The organism is Gordonia sp. NPDC003422, from assembly GCF_053588675.1.
Genome location: NZ_JBSFQL010000007.1, coordinates 35,168 through 61,028, shown reverse-complemented (window position 1 = coordinate 61,028; position 25,861 = coordinate 35,168). Strand labels below are relative to the sequence as shown.

22 protein-coding genes are annotated in these 25,861 nt (G+C 65.0%); 11 read left to right on the top strand and 11 right to left on the bottom strand.

Going from position 1 to position 25,861, the window contains the following annotated elements:
• Window positions 1–17: 17 nt before the first annotated feature.
• From ACWDTF_RS08055 to ACWDTF_RS08045, 3 genes are all read left to right on the top strand, one after another.
• A complete protein-coding gene (locus ACWDTF_RS08055) occupies window positions 18–635 on the top strand; it encodes a class I SAM-dependent methyltransferase (protein ID WP_449754257.1) in 618 nt (205 codons plus the stop codon).
• Window positions 636–839: 204 nt separating this feature from the next.
• Window positions 840–1,931 (top strand): AbrB family transcriptional regulator, encoded by a 1,092-nt coding sequence (locus ACWDTF_RS08050; RefSeq protein ID WP_240860064.1) that lies wholly within the window; start codon window positions 840–842, stop codon window positions 1,929–1,931.
• 33 nt (window positions 1,932–1,964) lie between these two features.
• Window positions 1,965–3,242, top strand: a complete 1,278-nt coding sequence (locus ACWDTF_RS08045; protein ID WP_240860063.1) for a saccharopine dehydrogenase family protein — start codon at window positions 1,965–1,967, stop codon at window positions 3,240–3,242.
• 116 nt (window positions 3,243–3,358) lie between these two features.
• Here ACWDTF_RS08045 and ACWDTF_RS08040 read toward each other — a convergent pair whose 3' ends face one another.
• From ACWDTF_RS08040 to ACWDTF_RS08025, 4 genes are all read right to left on the bottom strand, one after another.
• Window positions 3,359–4,477: a DUF2235 domain-containing protein gene (locus ACWDTF_RS08040; protein ID WP_449754256.1), complete on the bottom strand. Its 1,119-nt coding sequence runs from the start codon at window positions 4,475–4,477 to the stop codon at window positions 3,359–3,361.
• A 232-nt stretch (window positions 4,478–4,709) separates the two neighbouring features.
• Window positions 4,710–8,546 carry an Ig-like domain-containing protein gene (locus ACWDTF_RS08035; protein ID WP_449754255.1) on the bottom strand — a complete coding sequence of 1,279 codons (3,837 nt, stop codon included), beginning with the start codon at window positions 8,544–8,546 and terminating at the stop codon, window positions 4,710–4,712.
• A 348-nt stretch (window positions 8,547–8,894) separates the two neighbouring features.
• Window positions 8,895–9,539 (bottom strand): PaaI family thioesterase, encoded by a 645-nt coding sequence (locus ACWDTF_RS08030; RefSeq protein ID WP_449754254.1) that lies wholly within the window; start codon window positions 9,537–9,539, stop codon window positions 8,895–8,897.
• Window positions 9,540–9,561: 22 nt separating this feature from the next.
• On the bottom strand, window positions 9,562–9,741 hold the full coding sequence (locus ACWDTF_RS08025) for a hypothetical protein (protein ID WP_355279140.1): 180 nt from the start codon (window positions 9,739–9,741) through the stop codon (window positions 9,562–9,564).
• A gap of 96 nt (window positions 9,742–9,837) precedes the next feature.
• Between ACWDTF_RS08025 and ACWDTF_RS08020 the strand changes: the two genes are divergently transcribed.
• Window positions 9,838–10,797, top strand: a complete 960-nt coding sequence (locus ACWDTF_RS08020) for a 1,4-dihydroxy-2-naphthoyl-CoA synthase (RefSeq protein WP_240859692.1) — start codon at window positions 9,838–9,840, stop codon at window positions 10,795–10,797.
• 7 nt (window positions 10,798–10,804) lie between these two features.
• Here the strand turns inward: ACWDTF_RS08020 and ACWDTF_RS08015 are convergent, their stop codons facing one another.
• Window positions 10,805–11,992, bottom strand: coding sequence for an EAL domain-containing protein (locus ACWDTF_RS08015; protein ID WP_449754253.1), 1,188 nt, complete (start codon window positions 11,990–11,992; stop codon window positions 10,805–10,807).
• Window positions 11,993–12,041: 49 nt separating this feature from the next.
• Window positions 12,042–13,427 (bottom strand): sugar transferase, encoded by a 1,386-nt coding sequence (locus ACWDTF_RS08010; RefSeq protein ID WP_449754252.1) that lies wholly within the window; start codon window positions 13,425–13,427, stop codon window positions 12,042–12,044.
• A 269-nt stretch (window positions 13,428–13,696) separates the two neighbouring features.
• On the opposite strand from ACWDTF_RS08010, the gene ACWDTF_RS08005 reads away from it, so the two are divergent.
• The 5 genes from ACWDTF_RS08005 to ACWDTF_RS07985 are packed head-to-tail and all read left to right on the top strand — an operon-like array spanning window position 13,697 to window position 18,514.
• Window positions 13,697–14,344, top strand: a complete 648-nt coding sequence (locus ACWDTF_RS08005; protein WP_449754251.1) for a hypothetical protein — start codon at window positions 13,697–13,699, stop codon at window positions 14,342–14,344.
• A complete protein-coding gene (locus tag ACWDTF_RS08000; protein ID WP_449754250.1) occupies window positions 14,272–15,099 on the top strand; it encodes a glycosyltransferase family 4 protein in 828 nt (275 codons plus the stop codon). Before ACWDTF_RS08005 ends, ACWDTF_RS08000 begins: the two co-directional genes overlap by 73 nt.
• Window positions 15,096–16,031: a hypothetical protein gene (locus ACWDTF_RS07995; protein ID WP_449754249.1), complete on the top strand. Its 936-nt coding sequence runs from the start codon at window positions 15,096–15,098 to the stop codon at window positions 16,029–16,031. Before ACWDTF_RS08000 ends, ACWDTF_RS07995 begins: the two co-directional genes overlap by 4 nt.
• A 3-nt stretch (window positions 16,032–16,034) precedes the next feature.
• Window positions 16,035–17,162, top strand: coding sequence for a glycosyltransferase (locus ACWDTF_RS07990; protein WP_449754248.1), 1,128 nt, complete (start codon window positions 16,035–16,037; stop codon window positions 17,160–17,162).
• Window positions 17,159–18,514 carry a glycosyltransferase gene (locus ACWDTF_RS07985; RefSeq protein ID WP_449754247.1) on the top strand — a complete coding sequence of 452 codons (1,356 nt, stop codon included), beginning with the start codon at window positions 17,159–17,161 and terminating at the stop codon, window positions 18,512–18,514. The genes ACWDTF_RS07990 and ACWDTF_RS07985 overlap by 4 nt, the downstream gene beginning before the upstream one ends.
• Before the next feature lie 881 nt (window positions 18,515–19,395).
• Here the strand turns inward: ACWDTF_RS07985 and ACWDTF_RS07980 are convergent.
• The 5 genes from ACWDTF_RS07980 to ACWDTF_RS07960 form a co-directional block, all read right to left on the bottom strand.
• Window positions 19,396–19,875, bottom strand: a complete 480-nt coding sequence (locus ACWDTF_RS07980; protein ID WP_449754246.1) for a hypothetical protein — start codon at window positions 19,873–19,875, stop codon at window positions 19,396–19,398.
• A 47-nt stretch (window positions 19,876–19,922) separates the two neighbouring features.
• Window positions 19,923–20,303, bottom strand: a complete 381-nt coding sequence (locus ACWDTF_RS07975) for a response regulator transcription factor (protein WP_449754245.1) — start codon at window positions 20,301–20,303, stop codon at window positions 19,923–19,925.
• Between the two features lie 98 nt (window positions 20,304–20,401).
• A complete protein-coding gene (locus ACWDTF_RS07970; RefSeq protein WP_449754244.1) occupies window positions 20,402–21,457 on the bottom strand; it encodes a hypothetical protein in 1,056 nt (351 codons plus the stop codon).
• The gene (locus ACWDTF_RS07965) at window positions 21,454–22,554 is read right to left on the bottom strand and encodes a sensor histidine kinase (protein WP_449754243.1); all 1,101 of its coding nucleotides are present in this window, start codon (window positions 22,552–22,554) and stop codon (window positions 21,454–21,456) included. Before ACWDTF_RS07965 ends, ACWDTF_RS07970 begins: the two co-directional genes overlap by 4 nt.
• Before the next feature lie 38 nt (window positions 22,555–22,592).
• Window positions 22,593–23,255 (bottom strand): response regulator, encoded by a 663-nt coding sequence (locus ACWDTF_RS07960; protein ID WP_449754242.1) that lies wholly within the window; start codon window positions 23,253–23,255, stop codon window positions 22,593–22,595.
• 241 nt (window positions 23,256–23,496) lie between these two features.
• On the opposite strand from ACWDTF_RS07960, the gene ACWDTF_RS07955 reads away from it, so the two are divergent.
• On the top strand, window positions 23,497–24,891 hold the full coding sequence (locus ACWDTF_RS07955) for an IS1380 family transposase (protein ID WP_449754241.1): 1,395 nt from the start codon (window positions 23,497–23,499) through the stop codon (window positions 24,889–24,891).
• Between the two features lie 246 nt (window positions 24,892–25,137).
• Complete coding sequence (locus ACWDTF_RS07950; protein ID WP_449754240.1) at window positions 25,138–25,857, top strand: acyltransferase; 720 nt, start codon at window positions 25,138–25,140, stop codon at window positions 25,855–25,857.
• Window positions 25,858–25,861 lie beyond the last annotated feature (4 nt).

Genomic DNA, 25,861 nt, shown 5'->3' with positions numbered 1-25,861 from the left:
ACCCTAGGCTGAGATCGATGGGCTTCTACGACACGCATGTCCTGCCGCGACTGATCAACCTGGTCTGCGGCATCGGCGCGATCCGACCCTCCCGCGATCGTGCGTGCGAGGGGTTACACGGGCGGGTCGTCGAACTCGGTTTCGGTAGTGGTCACAACGTCGAGTCCTACCCCGGCGCGGTGACCCGGGTCGACGCCGTCGAACCGTCGGATCTGGGGTGGAAACTCGCCCACGACCGCGTGTCCGCGTCGCCGATCCACATCGAACGCTCCGGGCTCGACGGCGAGCATCTCCCCTTCGACGACGACACCTTCGACTGCGCGCTGTCGACGTACACGCTGTGCACCATCCCCGATCTGCCGCTCGCCCTCGCCGAGGTCCGACGAGTCCTGAAACCCGGTGGCACCCTTCACTTTCTCGAACACGGACTCGCACCCGACGAGAAGGTCCGACGCTGGCAGCACCGCCTCGACCCCCTCCAGCAGCGTCTCGCCGGCGGTTGCCACCTCAATCGCGACATCCCGCAGATCCTCACCGACGCCGGCTTCGTCGTCGAACGCCTCGACACCTTCTACCAACCGCACGCCGCCAAGTCGTCGAACGCGATGAGCCGCGGGGTCGCCACCCCACGCTGATCGAGCCGCCCACCCGCTGATCGAGCCGCCCACCCGCTGATCGAGCCGGTACCGAGCGCAGCGAGGCACCGTGTCGAGATCCGCCGGATCGAGCCGGCACCGAGCGCAGCGAGGCACCGTGTCGAGATCCGCCGGATCGAGCCGGTACCGAGCGCAGCGAGGCACCGTGTCGAGATCACACGCAACCCAACTACCCTGGCACCAATGCGTCGCTGGCTGCTTCTCGCTCTCCTCACCGCAGCCGCCACCTACCTTCTGGAACTCTTCGACGTCGACGCAGCGGCTCTCTTCGCCGGCTTGGTGATCGCCGGTGTCCTGGCCATCGCGGGACTCGCACCCCGACCCCGCGCCACCAGCCCCGAGACTCCCGACGACCCCGACGCCCCCGTCATCCCCCGCCGATACGTTCTGGCCGCGCAGGGCGTGCTCGGCGTGTATATCGGCACCATCGCCGACACCGACACCCTCTCCGGCCTCGGCTCCGCATGGTTCCCGGTTCTGATCATCGGCGTCGGCACCCTGGCGTTGTCGGTGGCCGGGGGTGCGCTCCTGGGTCTGCACAAGCAGGTGGACCCGCTGACCGGTTCGCTCGCACTCGTCGCGGGAGGGGCGTCGGGCCTGGTTGTGGTGACGCGTGAACTCGGCGGCGACGAGCGGATGGTCGCGGTCATCCAGTACCTGCGCGTCGCCCTGGTCACCGTGTCGATCCCGCTGGTCGCGTCGCTCGTGTTCGGCCAGTCCTCATCGGCGGTCACCACGGAAACACCGAGCTGGACCGACCAAGCCTGGGGTCTGCTGCTGCTCGCCGTGTGCATGGGTGTCGGCATCCCGCTGGGCCGTCTGCTGCATGTACCCGCCGGCGCGCTCCTCACTCCGATGGCGTTGGCCACCATCGCCGAACTCACCGGGATCGCGGGCGACGCCGCGGTGTCGCCGATGCTGCTGACCATCGCCTACGCGGTGATCGGTTGGCAGGCCGGCCTTGGTTTCACGCTTCCCCGGCTTCGCGCGATCGGACGCGTCCTGCCGTTCGCGTTGGTACTGATCCTCGCGATCGGCGTGGGCTGCGCGCTGCTGGGTGTGCTGCTGTCGTGGTGGACCGGCGAGTCCATGTACGACTGCTATCTCGCGACCACCCCGGGTGGCATCTACGCCGTCCTCGCCGCCGCGACGGCGGCCGGCGGCAACGTCGCCTTCGTGGTCGCCGCGCAGATCCTGCGGGTCCTGTTGATGCTGTTCGTGGCACCATTCGCAGCCCGTGCCGCCGCCCGCTACCTACGACGCGGACAGGAGTGACCGTCGCCACAGCCGACAGGTAGGCTCGCGACCATGACCGGGGAAGCATCGCAACCACAGTCCGCCCGCGAGTTCGACGTCGTCGTCTACGGCGCCACCGGCTTCGTCGGTGAACTCACCGCCCGCTATCTGGCCGACCATGCACCGATCGGCACCAAGATCGCCCTCGCCGGACGCAACGAGACCAAACTCGCGACGGTGCGCAAGCGCCTGCCCGAACGCGCCCAGTCGTGGCCGCTCATCGTCGCCGATTCGTCGTCGCCTGCCGCGCTCGACGCCCTGTGCGCCCGCACCCGCGTCGTCTGCACCACCGTCGGCCCGTACCTCAAGTACGGCGAGGCGCTGGTGGTCGCCGCCGCCACCGCCGGCACCGACTACGTCGACCTCACCGGCGAGGTCCCCTTCGTCCGCTACTCCATCGACAAGGCGCACGACACCGCCGTTGCCTCCGGCGCCCGCATCGTCCATTCTTGCGGATTCGATTCGGTGCCTTCCGATCTCGGCGTCTACGCGCTGTACCGCAAGGTCGCCGACGACGACGCGGGCGAGATGACCGACACCACCTTCGTGCTTCGCTCGTTCAAGGGCGGTGTCTCCGGCGGTACCGTCGACTCGATGCGCGTGATCACCGAGCAGGCCCGAGATGCTCAGGTCCGACGCCTCATCATGAATCCGCAAGCCCTGTCCGGCGGCCCTGGTGACGTGCCGAAGGCGAGCCTGTCGTCGGAGCCGAGCGACATCGGCGTCGTCAGCGCCAAGAAGGTCGATCCGTCGCTGCGCGGCACGCTGGCCCCGTTCTTCATGGCCTCCCACAACACCCGCATCGTTCGACGCTCAAATGCGTTGCTGCACAATGCCTACGGCAAGGACTTCCACTACGCGGAGACGATGAACGTGGGCAGCATACCGGGGGTGTCGACCCTCGCCGCAGGCGCGGTAGGCGTCGGCACCGGCGCGTTCTTCGGTGCGATGAGCTTCGGACCCACCCGCCGACTCCTCGACCGCGTCCTCCCCAAACCCGGCAACGGCCCGTCCGAGAAGTCCAGGGATGCAGGCTTTTTCGTCTCCGATGTGTATACCCGCACCACTACCGGGCGCCGCTTCCGTTCGACGATGCGCGCCCAGGGCGACCCCGGCTACAAAGCCACTGCGGTGATGCTCGGCGAGAGCGCGCTGGCCCTCGCCCTTGACCGCGACAAGCTCCCCGCCCACGCCGGAGTGCTGACCCCGGCGGTCGCCATGGGTGACGCGCTGATCGACCGGCTCCGCGACGCCGGATTCGCCATCGACGCCGAGGAACTCACACGCTGAGCCTGGCTGAAAGGCCCTTTCACGCTCCGAGATTCCGCTGCCTGAGGTGCGAGGAGCGCAAGCGACGAGCCTCGAAGGCCTGGTGACCGCCACTACTTGGCCGCGCAATTGCCGTGTCAGCCCCGCTCGTCCGGCAGGTAGTCCACATCCTTCACCTGCCCGTCAGCCTTGAGGTATTCGACAAGTCCCGGTGGCCGATAAGACTCATCGTCGTCTTTTCGCTGCTCGGCGCTCGACGCCACGAATTCGCTTTCCGGATAACCCTTTCCGATCGTTCGATCCACCCGCTCGATGAGTTTGTAAAATCCCTTCCTGGACTCGTCGAGCTTGGCGAAGGCGTTCGTCCGGGTGAGGTATCGGGTGATCAGGTCAAGCGCCGTCATCGTGGGCACCGACGATGAGCCCACGCGCTCGGCATCGCCGATCTCCTGGTTCAGCTCGAGGTCGTGTTCCTTCGCGTGTTTCAGCATCCAGACGAGCGGGATGTTGCTGAGCTCGCTCGACGCATAACCGCCACCGACGTTGCAGTGCACGCCGGAGAACCACACCTGCTCAAGTTCCTGATCGGCCGGCCGGTCCGGCTTCGCCACCCACAGTGTCGGTTCGAACGGTTTCCGTTTCTCGTCGATGGCCAGCGCCTGGTAGGCGGAGTCGACATAGTTGCTCAGCTGGGTGTCGTGGAATTCCCAGCGCTTGTTGATCTTGTTGGCGAGCTTCGATTCGCCGAGATCAGGCATTCCCAGCGAGCCGACGGTGTCCCACACTCCGATGAACCGGATCCGGCTCTCGTGCGAATACCTTTCGCGAAAGGCGACCGCCTCCGGGTCGCTCGGCTTCACCTCGCCGCGATAGAGCGCGAACGCTTCGTCGACCCGATCTCTGTTCTCCCGCTTGAGTATTCCGCAGTTGCGGATGAACCCGGCGATGCTCCGCGCCGTGTAAGCGCCGCGGCTGAACCCGAACAGGAAGATCTCGTCACCCGGGTCGAAGGCATCGACGATGTCCCGATAGCCCTCTTTGACGTTCTTTGACAGCCCGAATCCCACTGCACCACCGGTGATCTTGTTCCACCAGTGGGTCCCGACGCCGGCCACATACAGTGGCTCGATCTGTTCGACACCGTTCGCACACGTGCCGACCTTGACCGCGTCGACGACCTTCCTGACGTTGGTCGGGTGCTTCTGACCGAAGGTGTTCCAAGTGCCGTCACAGCACACGACCAGTCTTTTCGCCATCGCCTTCGCCTCTGCTCGGTGTGGCCCCCTGAGCAGCAGATCTTACCGAGCAGGTGCAGTACCCCGTGTCTGGTGATCGACCGACTCAAGAATCCGCCAGACGTCCGCACAGATGACACGGCTCCCTCCGTCGGGTGGATTATCCAGTCGACAGCCCCCACCGGTGTCATCGATGCGGGAGCCAATAGACCCCACGGCTGCTCTGATTCAGGGGACGATGTCCAATCCTGACTCAGCTGTTGCTGGACGAGTTCTGCTGCGAGAACAACCCGATCAGCCAGTCGAGGAACGCTTGCCACGCAACCGACACCGACTCGCCGAACGACGCCACCGCAGTTTGGATAGCAGCGAACACACGCTCGAAGAAGTTCTGCTCTGGCTCTTCCGGCGTCTGCTTCTCCGGAATCACCACGTCAAACGTCTGCGACGCCTGCCCCGCATGACCGTCTTGCAGCGTGACAGTGACCTTCTCCGTATAGCCGGCCGTTTGGGTCGCATCCGGCGTGTAGGTGAAGGTGCCGTCATCGTTCTTGACAATGGTGCCGCCGCTGCCATCGCCGGTCACCGTGTAGGTGACGGTGTCGCCGTCAGCATCGGTCGTCGTAACCGTGTACGTCACTGCGCCGGTAACCGGGTCCGCGGTGCCCGGCGTGATGCTGCCGATCACCGGATTCTCGTTCTCCGGCGTGATCGCCACCGTCACCACGCTCGTATCGGTGCCGCCGTGCCCGTCATCGACGGTCACTGTGAACTCATCCGACGACGGACCACCCGCCGCAGCCGCATGCGCCACACCATCATTCGGCGTGTAGGTGAACGTCCCATCCGCATTGACCACCACCGTCCCATGCTCGGGCGCATCCGACACCACATACGTCAACGCATCACCGTCAGCATCGGCACCCGCAACCGAACCGGTGTAACCACCCGACACAATCTCCGGCGCAACGGGATTCTCATTCTGCGGAGTGATCGCAACGGTTATCGGAATCGTGATCGTTCCGCCATGGCCGTCGCTGACCACTATCGTGAACGAATCGGTCTTGGGACCATCGCCCGCCGCCGCATGCGCCACCTCGGCGGACGGCGTGTAGTTGTAAAGAATCTCGATGGTCGATCCCTCGTCATACGAGAACTCGACATCGCTGGCCTCGCTGGGAGTCTCACCATAGTTGGCCTCCAGCACGTCACCGTCCGCATCGGACACCGTCACCGTCCCCGACGATCCGTTGTCGACATGGCCCACGAGTTCGGGGTTGTCGTTGGTCGTCTGGAGCGCAATGACCACTGGAATGACACGAAACTCACCCGAACTTCCGAGCGCAAGGATTGCGAACGTGTCGGTCTTCGGCCCGTCCCCGGCGGCGTCATGCTCGACACCGTCTCCGGGCACGTACAGGTAGTTTCCGGTCTGCGGATCAACCGTGACAGTGCCGTGCGCCGGCAACGAGAGCGGCTGGTACTGGATGGTGCCTGACAATGTCGAGTCAACGGTTCCCGTGTAATGACCTGTAGGCGTGGAAGTACCGACGAGGTCGTCGCCGTCGAGGACCTGGACACCGGACGCCCCAGCACCGACGAATCCATAAATCACGGGCTGGCCCATATCGTTCCGGGCGCCCTGTACGAGATAGACGTGGCTGGTGTCTGCCACGAATTGGCCCGATCCTCCCGCGGGAAGCGGAACGAATTCGTACTCACCGTCCTGTGAGTACACGAGGACCACCAGATTCTCGTCGCCGTCATTGGAAATGGTGACGCTACCGGTTCCCGGGTTGACGTCCGCTGCAACTCCGACATCCCCCAGCGAGCCGTAAACACCGTTCGCCGGATACACGGAGTTCGCAATGGCAAGGGGGTCATCGTCTCGCGGGTCCCAGTAGTTGTTCGAAGGATCCGGGTCGACCCACTTGTTGGTTCCCATCGCGGCAATGTTGTCCGAAGAGTTGAGATCGCCGGAGACAACCTGCGTCGTGGTGCCGTCGAAGTTGATCCCGACGTACCCGTACGGTGCCGCCGATCCGTCGTCTCGTCGTGGTGCCTGCACATACAGGAAGGTCGGGTTGTCGACTCCCGAAGGCACATAGGTCTTCTCACCGCCCGACTCAATGACATCTAACTGCCAGGTGGTGCCACTCGTGACCACGACGCCTACTGATCGGTCACTGTCATTGTGGATGGTGACCGAACTGTCGTCGCGGGAGTAGTAGACGCCCTCGTGGTACCAGTCCGCGACCGTTGTGTTGGTCGGGACCGCTTCGTAGTCCGCGTCGTACGGGTCGACGTAGTCATTGTCCGGATCCACGGACGCCTGCTCCACGGTCTTGATCGGCGGGCTTGCGCCGAACGGAGGGCTCGCCGTCTGCCCATCAAACGAGAGCACGGCACCAAGCACTACAGGACCACTCGTCGTTCGGTCCGCCTGCACCATGTAATAGGTCGCGTCCGCGGGTACCGGCAAGACTGCCGAGTCGCCGGCACCGATCACGTAGATTCCGTCACCAACCGGTCCCTGGTTGGCCAGGTTGACCGCAATGACACCTATATCGCGGCCGGAGTCGTTGTGGAAGGTGATGGTCGAGCCATCTTCAGCCACCTCGTAGGTGACTCCATCGGCACTCTCAAATGTGACAGTTTCGGTCGGGGCAGGATCGTCAGCGCCGTCGAGGAATCGGTCGTCGGGGTCCAGGCCCGCCCAGTCTTGGAGTGCCGCATTGGGAATCGAGTTCCCGTTGACGTCTTCGACAGCCTCGGCCGTCGTGACGATCGACGATGCGGCGACGTCGATCTGACCGAGCACCACCGGCGTTCCACCAGCTTCCGGGGTGACGCCATCTGCGCCAACACGTTGCCCCTGTACAACGAGAATCTGGGTATTCGACGTTGCGAAGTCCGCGCTACCACCCGGTTCGACGATCACCACCGACCCCGGACTCGACGATGCACTGTCACCGATGGCGATGGGATTCGTCCCGTTGTTGGTGATGGTGACCGTGGAGCCGTCGTCCGACGCTCGGTAGGTGACACCCGCGGCCACGGGATCACCCGCGATGGCGTTGGGAACGTAGGATTCGGCACCGGAGATCAGCGTGAAGTCGGCATCCCCATTGTCGTAGAAGAGATTTCCCTCATCCACCGCATCCGGCACGACCACATCGAACGCCACTACCGACCGCGACAAGAACGACTGCACCACAGGCTCGTTCAGTTCGACGCCGTCTGCTTCGTCGTCCCAGGTGTGCTTACCCAACGACCCGGTGGCCACGACCTGCGTCGGCAGCGTCAATCTCTCACCCGGTCCGAGGATACCGAGGTAGTCCGAGCCATCACCCCGCGACCGCCGGTTCAACACACCGAGAACCACCGCGCTCTGGTTCAGCAGGATCAATCCGCCCTTGCCCGTTGCGCTGGTGAACGCGCTCAGGATTCCGTCCTTGCCGTCTTTCGCCTTGACGGGAAGCGCTGTGATGTAAGCGGTTTCGGACTTGGACTCACCAAGATCCAATCCAACGGGAGCGACGGCGGGCGTCGCAGCAACCACCGGCGCCGCGACGTCCACCGGATCAGCAACCTTCCGTGACTTCGGCGGTGCATCGCCGGAGTCACGATCGTGATCAGGTGTGGAGAGACCGGGCACGGTGTAGGTCTTGTGCGGGCGAGGCAATAGCGAGGGCGTCCGACGAGCGGGGGTGGTGACCTCGGTTTGCGTCACGTCGGGCGTGGTCTCCGCAACCTTGGGAGCGGTGGTGTTCTCGGGCGGAGTCTCGGACTTCTCGGCCGGTTCGGCCTCGTCATCTGCATTCTCATCACCGTGTTCTTTGTCGCCGGACGGAGAACCCGGAGAACCGGACTCGTTGCCGGCGTCGTCCTTCTTCGGCGAATCACCGTCGTCATCCTTATTCGCCGAGTCGCCGTCGTCGTCGGTCTTGGAGCTCGAATCTTGTTGTGAATCAGCGGACTCCGAGGATGAGTCGCTCCCCGAGCGCGATCCACTGGGCGAATCCTCCGCAGCCGAAACGGCCACCGGGGCCACGGCCAACAGGGCGGCCGCGATCCCTGACGACGCCACGATGCGGCGAGTACGAGTGAATTTCCGAACAGACGACTTCGTCATGAAAGGCCCCAACGATTCGGTCGAGAGAGGTTCCCAGGAAATCGGGTGACTCAGAAGTTAGCAGGAACCAACGATCGATTGAGTACCGACAATGTCGCCCGTTCGGACCAATTTCCGAAAACGAAAGACGTTCCCCGCGAACTACTTTCGTCGCCTAACTACACATCCGAACAACGAGTCCCCCATTCCGGGGACATAAATGAACCGATAAGAGTCCGTACGGATGACACCACTCAGGACCTCGGACGGAATTATCCAGCCAGCACCCGTCACCGGTGTCATCGCGGCGGAAACGTGAAACCCTTACGGCTGACCTGGATTCAGCTTGATGAAAAGTCCGTCCATCTCGGCGCACAGTCGGTCGCCGTCGTGCAAGGCGCCTTTGATGAACACCTTGCGGCCATCGATCTTGTCGGCCCAGGTGCGACACTGCAGCGGCTTGTTCAGCGGCGTGATCGAGCGATACTGCACAGTCAAATAAGCCGTGCGGCTGACGCCCTGGATGGCGACCGCCGACGCGAAACCGGCGAGGTCGTCGAAGGCGACCGCGATGTGTCCGCCGTGCGCGGCGTTGTTGCCGCCGAGGTGGAAATCGCGGAATGTGAGGGTGGCGTGCACACCCTCTTCGCTGTAGCTGTCGACCGTGTAGGGCGGCAGCGTGATGTTGCCGCGCGACGGGAGGTCGATGCGGGTGCCGGCCGGCGAATGCCACTCGTCGATCCGGACGGCGGCGAGCTTCGCGTTGATCGCGGCGAGCTCATCGATCAGTTCGTCGGTGAGCCCCTCCTCGGGGCACGCGTAGCGCGCGTTGTCCATGAGCGCGCGCACCTGTTCGCTGAACTCTGCGTATCGCGGGCCGCCACGCGTCGTGGTGATCGCGGTGTGCGCACGGAAGCCTCCCTCGTGGGGATCCTCGACTTCGGCGGGGGCATCGTTCGCGTCGCTCACCGCTCAACCGTATAAGAGGCGCTCAGCCGTCCGTTCCGGGGCCGCGCGAAGGCGCGTCGTCGGGCACGTAGTCCGGCACAAAGCTCGGGCCGCGCTCCTTCTCGTCGCGAATCTTGATGGCCCGGGCGACGACGAGCGCCACCACAATGGAGACGACGATCCACGCCGCCACCACGACCAGCACGATCGCCCAGGTACTCACGCAGTCCAGGGTGCCAGAAAGAAATCGTCCGAACAAAGGATTGACGGCTTCACCTGCGGTTTTCCGCGCCCGATACTGGAGCATTAGGGTGAGTTCATGACCGACGCGACCAGCCCGAACCCGTTCGATGCAACCCAGTGGGCGGTGGTCCCCGGTTTCGCCGACCTCACCGACATCACCTATCACCGCCACGTCGGCGAGGGTCGGGCGAACGGCATCGTCCGCATCGCCTTCGACCGCCCCGAAGTCCGCAACGCGTTCCGCCCGCACACCGTCGACGAGCTGTACCGCACCTTCGACCACGCGCGCCGCTCCCCCGACGTCGGCACCATCCTCCTCACCGGCAACGGCCCCAGCCCCAAAGACGGCGGCTGGGCATTCTGCAGCGGCGGCGACCAACGCATCCGCGGACGCTCCGGCTACCAGTACTCGACCACCCACGACGACGACGTCGCCGCGGCAACCGCCGACACCGTCGACGAGGCCCGCGTCAAAGCCGAGGGCGGACGCCTGCACATCCTCGAGGTCCAGCGCCTGATCCGCACCATGCCCAAGGTCGTCATCGCCGTCGTCAACGGCTGGGCGGCCGGCGGCGGACACTCCTTGCACGTCGTCTGCGACCTCACCCTCGCCTCGCGCGAGCACGCCCGCTTCAAGCAGACCGACGCCGATGTCGGCTCCTTCGACGCCGGATACGGCAGCGCCTACCTCGCCAAGCAGGTCGGCCAGAAGTTCGCGCGCGAGATCTTCTTCCTCGGCGAGGCCTACGACGCCGAGACCATGCACCGCATGGGCGCGGTCAACCGCGTCGTCGACCACGCCGACCTCGAGCAGACCGCGATCGAATGGGGACGCAAGATCAACGGGAAATCCCCTACCGCACAACGCATGTTGAAGTTCGCCTTCAACCTCACCGACGACGGACTGATGGGCCAACAGGTCTTCGCGGGCGAGGCGACCCGATTGGCGTACATGACCGACGAGGCCGTCGAGGGACGAGATGCGTTCCTGCAGAAACGATCTCCCGACTGGGATGCATTCCCGTACTACTACTGACGAGAACTCACGCCGACGGCGAGTCCGCCGGACGGCCGAACAAAAAGCCCTGCCCGACGTCGAACCCGAGTGATGCCAATTCGGGCAGCAGGGCCGCGTCCTCGACACCTTCGGCCACGGTCTGGATTCCCGCGGCCCGTGCCATGTCGCAAATCGCCTGCACCACAGAGCGATTGATGCCCCCGTCATCGACGAGACGGGCGATCAGCGACCGGTCGACCTTGAGCACGTCCACCGGCAGATCGCGCAGGTAACTCAACGCCGAGAAGCCCGAACCGAGATCGTCGACACAGATACGACATCCCGCCAAGTGCAACTGCTCGATCGCATCTGCCGCGATCGAATCGAGGTTGATGACCTCGTTCTCGCGAATCTCGATCCAAATCTGTTGCGCGCGAACACCGAACTCGTCGACGAGTCCGACGACGTAGTCGGCGATGCCTTGGTCGTAGAGCTGCTGGGTCGACAAGTTGATACTGATGAACGCGTCCGGACCGTGCCGCGGGGTGATGTCGGTCGCGAGCGCACTCACCGCCTCACGAATCGAGCGCCGCCCAAGTGGCACGATCATCGACGTGCTCTCGGCGACGGTCATGAACACATCCGGCGACACGATTCCCTCGGGAGTTCGCCACCGCAGCAAGGATTCATAGCCCAGGACACGTCGATCCGGCAGATCCACCAGCGGCTGGTAGACCACGAAGAAGTCCTCGTCGTCCGAGAGTTTCATTCGGCAGGCCAGGTCGACATCGCCGCGCACCGACTCGGCGACCGTCGGCCCCGCATACGCCACGATGAACCGGCGACTGAGCGCCGAACACAACGCGGCGTCGGCGTACTCGACGAGGTTGTCCGCCGTCGGCCCCGAAGGCAAATCGGCACCGATCGCCACACCGATACACGTCTCGATGAAGTACGTGTGTTCGCGCGTCTCGACCACGTGCGCGCCGAGAATTGAGGTTACGTTCCTCATGAATTCGGCTCTGTCGGGATGGGCGCCGATTCGGATCTGGCACTCACACGACGAACGGCGTACGAACTCGGCAGAAGCGCCGAAATGTCGGTGGATTCGGTCGATGACCCGGCCTGCCGCGAACACCACCGGCTCTCGGCCGTATGCGGTCACCGCGCGTCGCATCGGATCGATCATGACCGACAGCACGATGTCGTCGCTGTTCCCGACCGTTGCCGTCATGCGGCGGATCATAACCGACCGACCCACCGCAAGCGCGCGCAACCGCGGCTCAACCGCCGGTGCCGCGCAAAACTGATCCGACCGTTCGGATCAGGATCTTGACATCGAGCCACACGCTCCAGTTCTCGATGTAGAAGTTGTCGTAGAGCGCACGGTCTTCGATGCTGGTGTCACCACGGAGCCCGTGAATGGCCGCCCAGCCGGTGAGTCCGACACCCACCCGGTGCCGGTCGCGATAGCTGGGGATGGAGGTCTCGAACTGTTCGACGAAGTGTGGACGCTCTGGGCGTGGCCCGACGAGCGACATGTCGCCGCGCAACACATTCCACAGCTGCGGCAGTTCGTCGAGGGAGGTCTTCCGAATGACTCGCCCGACGCGCCCGATCCGGTCCTCCTGGCTCGGTTGCCATTCCGCATCGGAGACGCCCGCCTCGATGGGTCGCATGGACCGGAACTTGAGAACGTCGAACAGTCGGCCACCGCGACCGATCCGCTTCTGACGGAAGATGATCGGGGCGCTCGGATCGCTGAGATACACCGCAGTCGCGGTCGCCGCCAGGATGGGGCTCAGCAGGAGCAGGCCGATGGCCACCACGACCACGTCGAAGACACGCTTCGCCTTCCACGACCACGTGCGCAACGCGCCTCGACGCATCCGGATCAGCGAAATGGTGTGAATCCGATCCATCTCCCAGGACAGCGAGACCATCTCGAAAAGCCTTGGCACAAGGAATATCTCGCAATTCAGTTCGTCGCATTCACGTAGCGGTCCGACGAGCCGCGAGTCCGGGAACGAGCTGAACGAGACGATCACCGCGTCGAGATCGTTGGCAATGGCCAACTTTCGGATCTCGGTGACGCCCGCCTCGATCGGCACGCCGGTACCGGACAATTCCGGCATCGGATCGTCGCTGACAGCCAACACCACGTCCACCCCGAGTTCGGGTTGTTCAAGCGTGCTCTCGATCAACTCGACCGCAACCACGCCGCCACCGACGATGGCCGCACGTAGCCGGTGCTGCGACGACGCCCGACGCCGACGGCGCACCATCGCGTAGTACGCGACGCGAACCAAGAGCAAAGCGCCGAACACGATCGTCGCGTACAGCGCGACCTTGGCGTGACTGACGCCCTGACGACCGACGGCGAACAACACTCCCGACGTGATCAACGACCACCCCGCCAGCCGCGGCATGTCGTCGAGCGCCGAGAGCGTCAGCCGTGGTCGGTAGAAGCCGGCCAGTTCCAAAACGAGCGCCGTGATCGCGGCACCGACAAGGCCGAAAGCGACCGGCCACGCACCGTCGTCGATGTTGACTGTAACGCTGATGGCCAGCAGAGCGATGAGGTCTAGGATGAGCAGTAAGGGGTCGATTCGGTTGCGAAACAACCTGTGTCGTCGGCGCATCCGCGTACCGACCGGTGTTGACGCCATGGCAACTCGTTCTCGAATTCAAATGGTGGCGACCGCCCCGACCGGCCGAACTTTCGGTTCACGACAGAAAATAGCAGAGCCGCCACTTTCAAGTCGGCACAGCGGCGACGACGGTGGCCGATGATCGTTCGATCGGATAAAATGAGCGCCGCGGGTCGGGACCCTGTCGAGGCCAACGAGCAAGTGCCGGGGGAGCAATCCTGCGTGTGCGGATTGTCTGTTTTCTTCGATGCGGGATCGTTTCGGCTTCCGCAAGGAGAACCGTGCTAATGCCCACGACGCGATTTCTGGGTCGCTACGACACCCGATCAGGCGCAACCCTGATCAGTACGGGTGGGGTGCTCCCGATGCCGTTGATCGGGCTTGCATGGCCGGCGGTCCTCCGCCCCGGCGGCCTGCTGCCCCTGCTGATCGTCTGGGCCTTCATCACCGTCATTTTCAGCTATACCGCGTGGCGTGGATACCTCTCCGACCGCGCTTTCGGCATCGTCGGCGGCTGCGGGATCGTCGGTATCTGCGCGACGGCGATGGTGTTGTCCGGTGAGATGGCTCGTCAAGCCGTCCTCGGGCTGGTCGCAGTTATTCCGACCATCGCTGCGATCGCCGTGTCCGCGTTCCTCATCTGGGGTCTGCTCGGCCTCGCGATCGGCGGGTCGACGTCGGTGATCCTCGCCACCGCGTCGTCGGGCCCAGACGCTCTGGTGTGCGTCGGCGCAATGCTCGGCACGATCGTGGTTCCGGTGTTCCTGGTGGTCGCGCTGCGCCGCTCGCGCACTGGCGCTTCGCCTTCGAACCACTGTTCGTCGCTCTGTATTCGATGCTGTTGCCCCGCACAACTTTTGCCTTGGTCGCGCATGAGCCGTTCCCCCGATCCGACGCCAAAGACACCAGCACCGAGAAGTCCGGCCGCTTTCTGACTTGGTGTTTCCGGGCTGCGTGGTCGCGACTTGACGCGGTGTTCGTCCTCGGTCAACGCACCAAAGAACTCGTACTGGATCGGTGGCGACCGCACGGCGAGGTGGTGGTCATTCCGCACGGCGACGAGAGCATCTTCACACGGTCCGGCGCCGTGACCAATGGCCCGCCCTCGCACTCCCCTCCCGTCGCCCTGTTCTTCGGCACCTGGACGGCCTACAAGGGTATCGACGATCTGCTCGACGCCTTCGCCCTCGTCCGCGCCACTTTCCCCGACGCACGCCTCGTGATGGCCGGTGCGGTCGGTGCAGATATCGACGTCGCCGCCACTCTTGAGAAGGCAACGGCCATCGGCAATGTCGAGACCCGGCCCGGATATGTCGAGGCCGACGACGTGGCCGCCATCGTGTCGTCGGCGCGCGTCGTCGTTGCTCCATACATTCGCGCCAGTCAGAGCGGTGTGGTCCATCTGGCCTTCACCTTCGGACGCCCGGTGGTCGCCACTTCGGTGGGCGATATCGGCGACGTCGTCCGCGACGGCGACAACGGCATCCTGGTGCCGCCACGCGACCCGGCGGCACTTGCGCACGCGATCCTCATCATGTTGAACGACGATGACCTGGCAGATCGGTTGGGCCAGAATGGATGCGCCGGAATAGCAGGAGCCTGGGATCAGGCCGCCAAACTGGTCGCCGACACTCTCGGGCGAGCGCAGCGACGGGGCATGTCGACAGTCCGGTCGGGGGCGACGCCGTGACCCGCCACGCGATCATCGCGCTGCTGCTGGTACTGGCGGCGCCGTTCGTGCTCGCCGGCTGCGGCGACGACGCCGACATTCCTCAGGCCGGCAACACCTTCGCCGCCGACAGCCCGTGGAACTCGTTGATTCCCGACAACGCCCGTGTCGATCCGAACAGCGCAGCGATGATGGCCGCCGCGCAACCGCGGCCTGCACTCTACGCGAGCACCGTGGAGGAAGGCATCCCGATCGTCGCGGCCACCGGCTCCACTCCCACCCATTCGGTCACTTGTCGGCGCAATGACTGGGGCGCATGCCCTTTCACTGATCGAAAGGTGCCGATACCAGCGGACTTCCGTCCGCAGAACGGAACGTACGGTCCCTTGGTCGTGGTCGATGACAACGACGGCGTGTCCTTCGAACTGTGGCAGGCCCAGCAGACCGAAGGTGTGTGGTCGGTGGATTTCGGTGCGGTGAACGAGTTGTCGGGGTCGGGGTGGTCGGGTCTCGGTGGTGCCACCGCGTCGGGCGCATCACTGCTCGGCGGCGTCGTTCGGGTACGGGAAGTGGAACTTGGCGTCATTCCGCACGCCGTTGCGTTACGCACCAATAATGCCTGCGCCAGCGCGTTTCGCGGGCCCGCGCGACACACCGACGGCACTTCGACCCGTCCGGACTGCCTACCGGAAGGCGCACGCCTGCAACTCGATCCGACGATCGACCTGACAACGCTCCAAGTTCCCACCGCACAGCGGGCGATTGCGCTCGCCCTGCAGAAGTACGGCGGTTTTGTGGTGGGTATCGGCGGCGCCGGGCTGAGCCTCGCAATGGAACGCGACCTGTCCGCGTCCGAGGGTGACATCGGTTCGGTGTATGCCGCGGCCGGAATTCGTTGGGACCATGACGACTTGTCGGGCGTCCCGTGGAACAGACTGAGAGTGGTGATATAGCCCGTGCGAGTCCTAATACTCATCGACGCATTCCGTATGGGCGGCGCCGAGACCTTGCTGGCGCCGATGGTGGTGGCCAGCCGGGCCACCGACGTCGAGATGGATGTGGTGAGCATCTCGACGGAATCCATGAACGCGGCAAAGACGATGGCCATCCTCGCCGACGCCGGCATCTCCACTCGGTCCCTCGGCATCACCAGACTGCTGGATCCGACGGCGATTCCCAAGCTGACCAGGCTGATTCGTCGCGGACGATACGACGTCGTACACGCCCACCTCGAGATGGCCATGACGCTGGCGCTTCCGGCAACGCGGCTCGCGCGAGTGCCACTCGTGGCCACCTTCCACCATGTCGCGCGCCCCCTGTCCGGGCGTGCGGTGTGGCGCGAGCGGCTCGCTGTGGAGGCCGCCACCGCCTCGCGTCGGGCGCTGTTCGTGTCGGAGGCGTCGCGGACATCGTTTGCCGACACTTACCGGCCACATGGCCTGCCCGACAACTGGGAGGTGATGCACAACGGCATCGATGTCTCGACTTTCTCTGCGGGAGAGGCCGATCCGCGGGTTCGTGCCGAGGTCGGCGGCACGGGTGCCCATCTCGTCGTGATCCCGGCCGCCTTCCGTGATTTCAAGGGCATCCCGATCGCCATCCGCGCCTGGCCCGCCGTCGTGGCCGAGCATCCCGGTGCGGTGCTGTCACTGGTGGGTGGTGGTGAACTCGAAGACGAGTTGCGCGCCGAAGTCGCCGCACTCGGTGTGGAGAACTCGGTCCACTTCGCCGGCATCCGCACCGACATGTCCGCGGTGTACCGCGCGGCCGACGTCGTGCTGCTGCCCTCCATCCACGGCGAGAATCTGCCGACTGTCCTGATCGAAGCGTCGGCCACCGGACGTGCCGTGGCTGCGTCGCGCATCGGCGGCATTCCCGACATCGTCGCCGACGGCGATACCGGCCTTCTCTTCGAGCCCCACGATTCGGCCGCACTGGCCGAGGTCGTCAACAAGCTCCTCGCCGACGCGTCACTCCGCGACACGCTCGGCTCGGCCGCGGAAGTCCGTGCAAGGGAACACTTCTCGTCGGATGCCTGGATGGCGCGTCTTGCCGACACCTACGCCGAGATCGTCGCCCGATGAGCGCGCAGCGAATCGTGTATCTGGCGTCCCGATTCCCGGTGGTGTCGGAGACATTCATCGTGCGGGAACTCGATGCCGTAGCCACACAACCGGACATCGATGTGGAATTGCGGTCCTTGTTCCCTGCGCCCGGCCAAGTTGTGCACCCGGTGGCCGCCCGCTGGGTCGATCAGCTCATCAAACCGGAGGCGCGCGATGCCGTTCTGGGCGTCGGCTGGGCTGCTCGACGCCATCCTCGCGCACTGTATGGAGTGCTGCACACAGTGGTCGCGGAATACCGACGCAACCCAACTCTGCTCATCCGGGCACTGGTGACCGTCGTACTGGCATGTGCGCACGCACGCGACCTGTCCCCACACTCCAAGGCGACGCACGAGGTACCGCCGCACATCCACGCCCACTACGCCACCTACCCCGCGCTCGCGGCCTGGGTGTGTCGCGAACTGATCGGCAGCACATACAGTTTCACGGCGCACGCGCACGACATCTACGTCAGCCAGGACATGCTGACACGCAAGGTCGCCGACGCGGAACTGGTCATCACCATCTCCGAGTACAACCGGGACCTGCTCACCGACCTCGACGCCGGGCCGACGCCGATCGAGGTGGTGCACTGCGGCATCGACACCGCGTCGTACCCGTACCGGCAGCGCAGAATTCCCGTAGACGGACCCGTCAACGTGCTCACCGTCGCGTCGTTGCAGGAGTACAAAGGTCACGGCATTCTGTTGCGGGCCATAGCGATCGGCGGCGGTCCCGTCGACAGGCTACATCTCGACCTCATCGGTGACGGCCCGCTGCGGGAGGATCTGGAACAGCTGGCCGAGCGCCTGGGAATCGCCGACCGTGTCCGCTTCCTGGGGAGCCGCACCGAAGCCGAAGTGCGCGAAGCACTCTCCGACGCCGACCTGTTCGTGCTGCCCAGCGTCGTTGCCGCCGACGGACAGATGGAGGGACTTCCCGTCGCACTGATGGAGGCGCTCGCCTGCGGGGTACCCACCGTGTCGACGGACTTGTCCGGCATCCCGGAGATCGTGATTGACCACGCGACCGGGTTTCTGGCGCGGCCCGGTGACGTCCACGATCTGCATCGCGCTCTCGGCGTCGCGGTCGAACGCCACACTCCGGCGATTTCGGAGTCCGGGCGTGCATTGGTGGTCGAAGCCTTCGATCTTGCGACCACCACGTCGCACCTCGTCGAACTGCTATCGGATCACGTCAGCGCACGACCTGGAGACGATGCACCGGAATCCCGCGCAGATCGTCGTGGTCCCACCGCAGCCCGGACGCGCTGTAGGTTGCGCCGATGGATGGTCCGGGCGCCGCGGGATCTCGTTCAAAACTCACGCTGAGCGGCGCTCCGCCGATGTCGACGATGTAGGCGCCGTACGTTTGCAAGGCTTGTGCGACGGTCCGTTGTGCGGGTGTGAGTCGCAGAGTTCGCAGGTCCAGGCGAGGGTCGAGCCGGACGCGGGCGCCCTCGGGGATGCAGTCGGGCCGCAAGGATCGACCGTCGGTCTTGAGCGCGGGGCGTCGGAACACCCGGGCGCACACGTTGTCGGACTGGAGTGCAAGGGCGTGCGGAATGCGTCCCTGCCGGATCTCCGACACCCGAATCACGCCGCCCAGGCGCGACGCCCCCGATCCTGTGCTGGCGCCGCCCCACCCGGAGCCGTAGAGGTCGTTGACGGCACCCCAGGCGGTGAACCACTGGCCGGCGCCGCGTCGGGCTCGCCAGAACTCGTACACCTTGCGTGCCGGGGCGTCGATGACGACCATCGCGCCGTCCGATCCGACGTGCGGCGTGGCACCGTTCGGGATCGGCACACGAACCCCCGCGAACGGGCATCGTCCCCATTCCCGGACCGTGCAGGTCACCGTGTAGCGGGGAGTCCCGGGCGACGCCTGGTAGATCGGGATGCCGAACTGATCCAGGTTCGCGTTCAGAGCACTGCGCCGGGCCGCGTATCGAATCATCGCCGCGCTGTTGGGGTCGACGGTCGCGTTCGAACCGATCGGCGTCCGCCATGGACTGGTCGCGGCGAACGGTTCGGTCGCCGCGTTGGCGGGCGACGTCGGACTCGCGCACCCCACCACGCCCAGACTGGCCGCGACGGCGATCAGCGTCGCACGCGTCATCAGGCGTCGTGGATGTTGCCGCTTCTGTTTCGGCGGGCGGGTCGCGTCCGTCATATCTCACCAGTCGCTTGCTGGACGGGGAACGTTAGCCAGCCTACCGGTCGTTTCGCGTTGCCGGGTTGCCCAAACCGGGCATCTGCGACAGCGACACCACCTGCGAGTCCGCGAATATTTCCGCATATCCGGCGGGCACGCGGGCGCCGAGGCCCAGCACAATCCCGTACTGGAACGGTGCGGCGAGCCTGCCGTCGTCCAGCGGCAGGTCGATGTTGTCGCGGCGGAACGCGTCGTCGCTGTCGGGGCCAAAGGTGATGGTCAGCGCCGATCCAGCGGGTCCCTCGATGGCAAACCACCCGACGTCGTGTCGCCCGGGAAACCGCCCGATGACGTCCGAATCGGTGTCGGTGGTCGCCAAGATCGGCACTGCCGAGGACGCAGCCGCCAGGCACTCGGCGGCGCTGCCCGGTCCGAAGATGACGGTGAACAACCCGGTCGCCCGCAGCGCTTCACACAGTGCGACCCTGATCGCGTCCGAGTCGGGTGGATCGGGCAACGGGACGAACTCGTGTGCCAAACCAGGCGCCGGCTTTCGTCGCCCAAACATTCCGTGATTCCAGCGGCTCAGCGGGATGCCTCGTGGATGGCTGGTTCCTCGTCGACAGCGGACCTCGGACGCAGATGCACGACGCGCGCTGCCTGGCCCTCGTTGGCGCCCCAGACGTCGGGCCGTCCACCAACCGCTCGAGCGACGTCGTTCAACGTGCAGTAGCCGTCCTCGATCGCGCGAATCAGCAAGCACACCTTGTTGTTTGCCGGTCGTCCCACCGAGTCGTACTTCTCCCGAATCCGCGCCAGGTGGGTGTTGACCGTGGCGACCGAGATGAACAGTTCGTCGGCGACGGCGTTCTTGGTGTCATTGCGCAACCACCCGACGAGCACCTGCCTCTCGCGCTCACTCAGGAGTCCACCCTGATGACTACGAAAACGCCTCGGGTCAGCCATGTTCCGCACCTCGTGTCGTCCGGCATCGTGTGCGTTGGACAGTAGGTCGAACCGCTGGTCGGCACCAGACGCCCAAACCGGTGCCCCCAGGTTCAGGGTCACCCGTATGAATGAGTTGCCCCTGTGTGGTCGACCTCGTACCGCGTTGTCGTGCCATCGTCGCATCGACGCAGCACCGACGCGCGAACGAACCTGCCGGGCGGCGCGACGCGCACAAAGACCTGGCCGTCGTCGGCGGCGTCGAACACCTCCGTGGCGACCGCCGCAAGTGCCGACGCCACCGCCCCGGGTAAGCCATGGTCGCCGCCGGACACACCAGTCGACGAATCGTCGAGCAGCACCGCTTCTACGCCACGCACCCGTGCACGGTAAACGGTGTTGTCGAGCCCGAGGTCGGAGAGCAGCGGCGCTCGTAGCCGGTCGCGCAGATGTGCTTCGAGCAGTTCGTATTCGACGCGTTCGTCGGCGGTGAGTTCGTCACCGCTGCCGATCTTGGTCAACGGTCGGCGCGCGAGGTCGCCGAGTGCGCGGATCTGGCGGGCACGTTCGTCGGCCGCGGCGGATTCTGCCGAGATCTCGGCCACCTGCGCCGCACCCGCCTCCCGAATGCGGTAGACGCCGAGCGCCGTCGGGCGTACGACGAGCGCGAAGAACACCGCCATCGTCATCGGAGCGAGGTCGGTAACCCCGGTTGCCACGGTGGCTACAACCGGTTCGCCGACCGCGATCGCCCAGATGCCACGTACCGCCGCGATGAGGGCCAGGCTCATCCACGGCGCGATGAATCTGGCGCGCACGATCATGAAGCACAACACCGGCACCGCTGCCCCATTCGACCATCCGAACAGGATCGACGCGACCGACGTTGCCGGCGTGACAGCCAAACCAAGAGCACAGCAGACCGGACCGGCAAGGGTGAGAAGAACTGTCGCCCAGAGCGGCAACGGATCTCCCGGTGCACGGACGACGATGATCGCGGCAGCCGCCATGATGGTGGCGGCCAGCACAACCGGCCAGATGCTCGTCGCCTCGCCGGCTGCCGTGAACGCCACTGTGAACATTGCCCCGATGTATACGGCCAGCACCACCCAGGCGGCGCGTGTGCGCATGCCGAGGAGGTCGATGATGTCTCGATTGGTCTTCTCGTTGTTCATCGCGACCACGTCAGCACCACCTCGGTGCCCGTGCCGGGCGATGAATTGATCTCGGCGGCACCGTCGATCATCTGCATCCGTCCGCGAATGCTCAACGCGATTCCGAGACGCGCGGGTGCGACGGCGTTCGGATCGAAGCCGACGCCGTCATCGGCGATGACGATGCGGACGCCGTCTGGGGTTGCCGTCACCGAGATCGTCACGCGGGCATCGGCGCCCGCGTGGCGTTGAGCATTGCGTACCGCTTCGGCCGTGGCGAGGGTCAGCGCTTCGGCAACCGCGCCGGGTAGTGGTCCGGTCTCACCTGCGATCGTGATGTCTGGGTTCAGGTCACGAATGGTCTCGACAAAGACCGGCCACGGGACCACCTCGGCAGGCGGCCGCTGCTCGTCAACAGAGATGGCTCCCAGAGCCTTTCGTGCTTCTTCGGCGAGTTCCGGCGACGATCCGTGTCGAGCGGCGACGAGCAGCGTCGACATCAGGCTGTCGTGGGTGAGGGCATTGAATCTGCCGCGTTCTACGGCCCGCGCCTGTTCTGCCGCCGCTGCAGCGGTCGCCGCATATGCCTCAGCGCGGGTGGCGTCGAGGATGCGTGCGGCGCGCAGGCCCATGCCGGCAGCCGCGACGAACACCATGGAGAAGACGTATCCCCAGGCGAGGTCGCCGATGAGCGACCCGGTGGCGCCCGGCTCGTGTACGGCGTTGTCGGCCAGCACCGTGTTGACCACCAGGATGGCGAGCACCACGAACCCGACGGAGGTGCGGACGGCGATCACCGCCGCGATCGCGGCGAGTCCCGGGAATTGCGCAAACCAGATCCCCTGCACCGTCGAGATGAGGTTCCCATTCCACGCCGGCCACCACAGCGCGGTGGCAAGGAGGAATCCGACGCACGCTGTCCCCGAGACGATCCGGATGCGGGGAATGTCGGCGCGCCAGCTCAGCGCTCCCATCGCAAGTCCGGTGCCGAGTGTCAGGATCACCGCGGCGACGGTCCACCACGTCGCGGCCAGCGGCACGGCAGCGATGATCAGCGGGATGCACAGCACCCCATAGATGAGGTAGCCCACCGACACGAACATCGAAAAGATCCGCATAACTCGACGATTCGCTGCGTTCGGATCGTCGAGCTCAGTCAGCGACGTTTGCGTCGGCGCGGTATCGGCAACCATCCGTCCTCGATCGCTCGTTTCAACAGATCCGTCTTCGTCGGCGCCGGACGACCCGCTTCGCTGTACTTCAGACGTATTCGGGTGACGTAGTCGGAGATGGTTTCCACCGACAATCCGAGCGAGGAGGCCACCCGCGCATTCGACTCCCCCGCCGCATACAACTCCAGCACCCGCCGCAGTTGTGGCGGCAGGTCGACGAAGTCCGGGTCGGATTCGATCGCGGCCGCCCAATCGGCCGACGGAACTGGCCGTCCCGCAAGAGCTTCCCGAATCGCGTCGAAGAGTTCGGCGTCGCGCGCATTCTTGCGCACCACTCCAAGAACTCCCGCCGCAGCGGCCTGCCGCATGAGGTACACCTCGTCACCCGACGTGTACACCAGCGCCGGAATCCCCGCCGCCCGCAGCGCCTCGATGTTGTCGCCCGGGCTGGATTCGTCGTCAAGTCGGAGGTCGAGCAACACCAGATCCAAATCCGTTGCTTCTGCTAACAATTCGGCGACCGTGGCGCCGGTCGCGGCCACGGCGAACTCGGGATGATCCGCGAGCGTCGCGGTGAGTCCACGCACGATCTGCCCATGGTCGTCGACGATCCCGATACGCGCGGAGCGGCCGGAGGCGTCGGGCATGGAGCAATGATGCCGCACGGATGTCAGGGGTGCGATTCTTCGTGACTATCCGTCCAGGACGGTCGGCCGCGGCAATACCACCATCCTCCTGCGCCCCCGGGTGCTCCTGCCCCGAGCTAGCCTCGGGCTTTCACGGTGATTAATCGTATTGCCGTGTCGTGAATGAAGAATGGTGCCCTGACCTGGGATGATTGGGATTGTCGAAGTCTCAAACCATCGAGGATCGAGGAGCACCATTCAGGTGAGTAAGTCTACGTCGCCGTACCCGTCGTTGTCGGTTGATGGGTCGGGAACCGGGATCGTGTCGCACGCGGGGGCAGCAGTGTTGCTGCGTGCCGCAGAGAAGACCGGCCTGATCAGCGGCTTGTCTCAGGTGTTGACGCCGTGGCGCAAACCATTCGCGACGCATGATCCGGGCAAGATCATCGCCGACCTCGCGGTGGCGGTCGCGATCGGCGGGGACTGTCTGGCCGACATCGACCAGGTCCGCGCCGACCCGGGCGTGTTCGGCCTGGTGGCCTCGGATTCGACTGTGTCACGGCTGATCTCGGATCTGGCCGACGACGCAGTCACCGCGTTGGCGGCGATCAATGCGGCTCGCGCAGCCGCCCGCACCCTCGCGTGGGCGGCCGCCAGACAGGCCGCCCCGAGCCACGGACGCGACAGCAGTAGTCCGGTGATCATCGATCTCGATGCCACGCTGGTGACCGCGCATTCAGAGAAAGAACAGGCCACCCCGACCTGGAAGAAGGGGTTCGGGTTTCACCCGCTGTGCGCATTCCTCGACCACCAATCCGGCGGGACGGGCGAACCTCTGGCCATCGAGCTACGTCCGGGCAACGCCGGCTCCAACACCGCCGCCGACCACATCACCGTCGTCGAGGCCGCCGTGGCCCAGATCCCCGACGCCGAACGCTACCGCGTCGAGCGCAGTGTGCTGATCCGCGCCGATTCCGCCGGTGGCACCCACGAATTCCTCGACTACCTCACCACCAACGGCTTGTCGTATTCGGTCGGATTCGGGTTGACCGACACCAGCGCCGCCGTGATCGACAGACTGCTGCCGCAGGCGTGGACACCGGCCTATGACGCCGACGGTGTGCAGCGAGACGGGGCGTGGGTGGCCGAATTGACCGGCATGCTCGACCTCTCGGGCTGGCCCGAGGGGATGCGTGTCATCGCACGCAAAGAACGCCCACATCCCGGGGCGCAGTTGCGGTTCACCGATTCCGACGGACTGCGGTTGACCGCGTTCGCCACCGACACCGTCGGTGGGCAACTGGCCGCGCTGGAGTTGCGTCACCGCCGCCGCGCCCGCTGCGAAGACCGTATCCGCAACGCGAAAGACTGTGGCCTGACCAACCTTCCGCTGCACGGCTTCGATCAGAACCGCATCTGGTGTGCCATCGTCATACTCGCGGGCGAACTGATCGCCTGGACCCAACTCGTCGCGTTCGCCGACACTCCCGCACGCCGGTGGGAACCCAAAAGGCTCCGGCTATGCCTGTTCTCCATCGCCGCGAAACTATCCCGCCACGCCAGACGGACCCGGCTGAAACTCGCCGCATCCGCACCCCACAAAGACCTCCTCCTCCACGGACTCGCCACGCTCGCAACACTTCCCGACCCCGGCTGACCCACAGCCAACCTGACCAACCAACACGAAAGGAACCCCCTCGGGGCCGTGAACCCCGACGCCCACCGACGCCTCGGCTCGCTCGTCACGGCCTCCACCCGGAATTCGGTCCTCAGACCACACAATCCGGACCGCTCAGCAGACGTCCGCCACCCCATGCAATTTCGAGGCTAGCCGAGAAACCAGCCCGAAGTTGCATTACCCTGACGCCGTGGAAGGTATTACGCACAGCGAAAGCAGCAAACCATGGCGCTTTTGAAAGCCATTGCATGGTTGTTACCGGCGTCACAAATGAAGAACAAGTTACTCGTCCTGCTCGGCTTTGACATCGCGCCAACGGCCGTAATCGGTCCGTCGATCGTCAGCGGCGTAACCAGATTCGAGGTCGGCGAAGGGGCCTACCTCGGTACTTTCAACGTATTCAGAGGACTCCGTCACATCCGGCTCGAAGACCAGGCCCGTATCGAGTCGTGGAATTGGGTCTCAGCACATCCGAACTTCAGAGAGATTGACCCCGAGGCGGGCACGCTGTTCCTGGGGCGCAGATCAAAAATTGGAAGCCGTTGCTACTTGGACGCGTCCGGCACGATTGCCATTCGCAGGTACGCAGCCGTTGGCGGAAACCGGTGCTTTCTGCAAACACATCAGCCTGATTTCGAGCAGGCTGTCCAGACGGCGGGTCGAATCACGGTGGGCCACCACACGCTGGTCGGTAGCTGCGCCGTGATACTGAAGAACTCAATGGTTCCCGATATGTCTCTGCTTGCCGCCAACTCGACGATGCTTGAACACTCGGCACCGGACGGAAGACCCGGCCTCTACGCAGGCTCGCCGGCAAAATGGAAACGCGAAACAAAAGGCCTGTGGTTCGAGCGGACGGCAACGTTCATGTCAGAACACGCGATAGACGGACAGCAGGGAATACTGCCCGCTGACATCGAGACGACGGAAGACCACATTGACTGATTCG

Excerpts from the sequence above, each read along its gene's own strand:
- ACWDTF_RS08045 (WP_240860063.1), top strand. The coding sequence starts at position 1,965 with ATGACCGGGGAAGCATCGCAACCACAGTCCGCCCGCGAGTTCGACGTC.
- ACWDTF_RS08020 (WP_240859692.1), top strand. The coding sequence starts at position 9,838 with ATGACCGACGCGACCAGCCCGAACCCGTTCGATGCAACCCAGTGGGCG.
- ACWDTF_RS07965 (WP_449754243.1), bottom strand. The coding sequence starts at position 22,554 with ATGCGGATCTTTTCGATGTTCGTGTCGGTGGGCTACCTCATCTATGGG.
- ACWDTF_RS08010 (WP_449754252.1), bottom strand. The coding sequence starts at position 13,427 with ATGGCGTCAACACCGGTCGGTACGCGGATGCGCCGACGACACAGGTTG.
- ACWDTF_RS08040 (WP_449754256.1), bottom strand. The coding sequence starts at position 4,477 with ATGGCGAAAAGACTGGTCGTGTGCTGTGACGGCACTTGGAACACCTTC.
- ACWDTF_RS07975 (WP_449754245.1), bottom strand. The coding sequence starts at position 20,303 with ATGGCTGACCCGAGGCGTTTTCGTAGTCATCAGGGTGGACTCCTGAGT.
- ACWDTF_RS08055 (WP_449754257.1), top strand. The coding sequence starts at position 18 with ATGGGCTTCTACGACACGCATGTCCTGCCGCGACTGATCAACCTGGTC.
- ACWDTF_RS07960 (WP_449754242.1), bottom strand. The coding sequence starts at position 23,255 with ATGCCCGACGCCTCCGGCCGCTCCGCGCGTATCGGGATCGTCGACGAC.
- ACWDTF_RS08005 (WP_449754251.1), top strand. The coding sequence starts at position 13,697 with ATGCCCACGACGCGATTTCTGGGTCGCTACGACACCCGATCAGGCGCA.
- ACWDTF_RS07985 (WP_449754247.1), top strand. The coding sequence starts at position 17,159 with ATGAGCGCGCAGCGAATCGTGTATCTGGCGTCCCGATTCCCGGTGGTG.
- ACWDTF_RS07950 (WP_449754240.1), top strand. The coding sequence starts at position 25,138 with ATGGCGCTTTTGAAAGCCATTGCATGGTTGTTACCGGCGTCACAAATG.
- ACWDTF_RS08050 (WP_240860064.1), top strand. The coding sequence starts at position 840 with ATGCGTCGCTGGCTGCTTCTCGCTCTCCTCACCGCAGCCGCCACCTAC.
- ACWDTF_RS08015 (WP_449754253.1), bottom strand. The coding sequence starts at position 11,992 with ATGACGGCAACGGTCGGGAACAGCGACGACATCGTGCTGTCGGTCATG.
- ACWDTF_RS07970 (WP_449754244.1), bottom strand. The coding sequence starts at position 21,457 with ATGAACAACGAGAAGACCAATCGAGACATCATCGACCTCCTCGGCATG.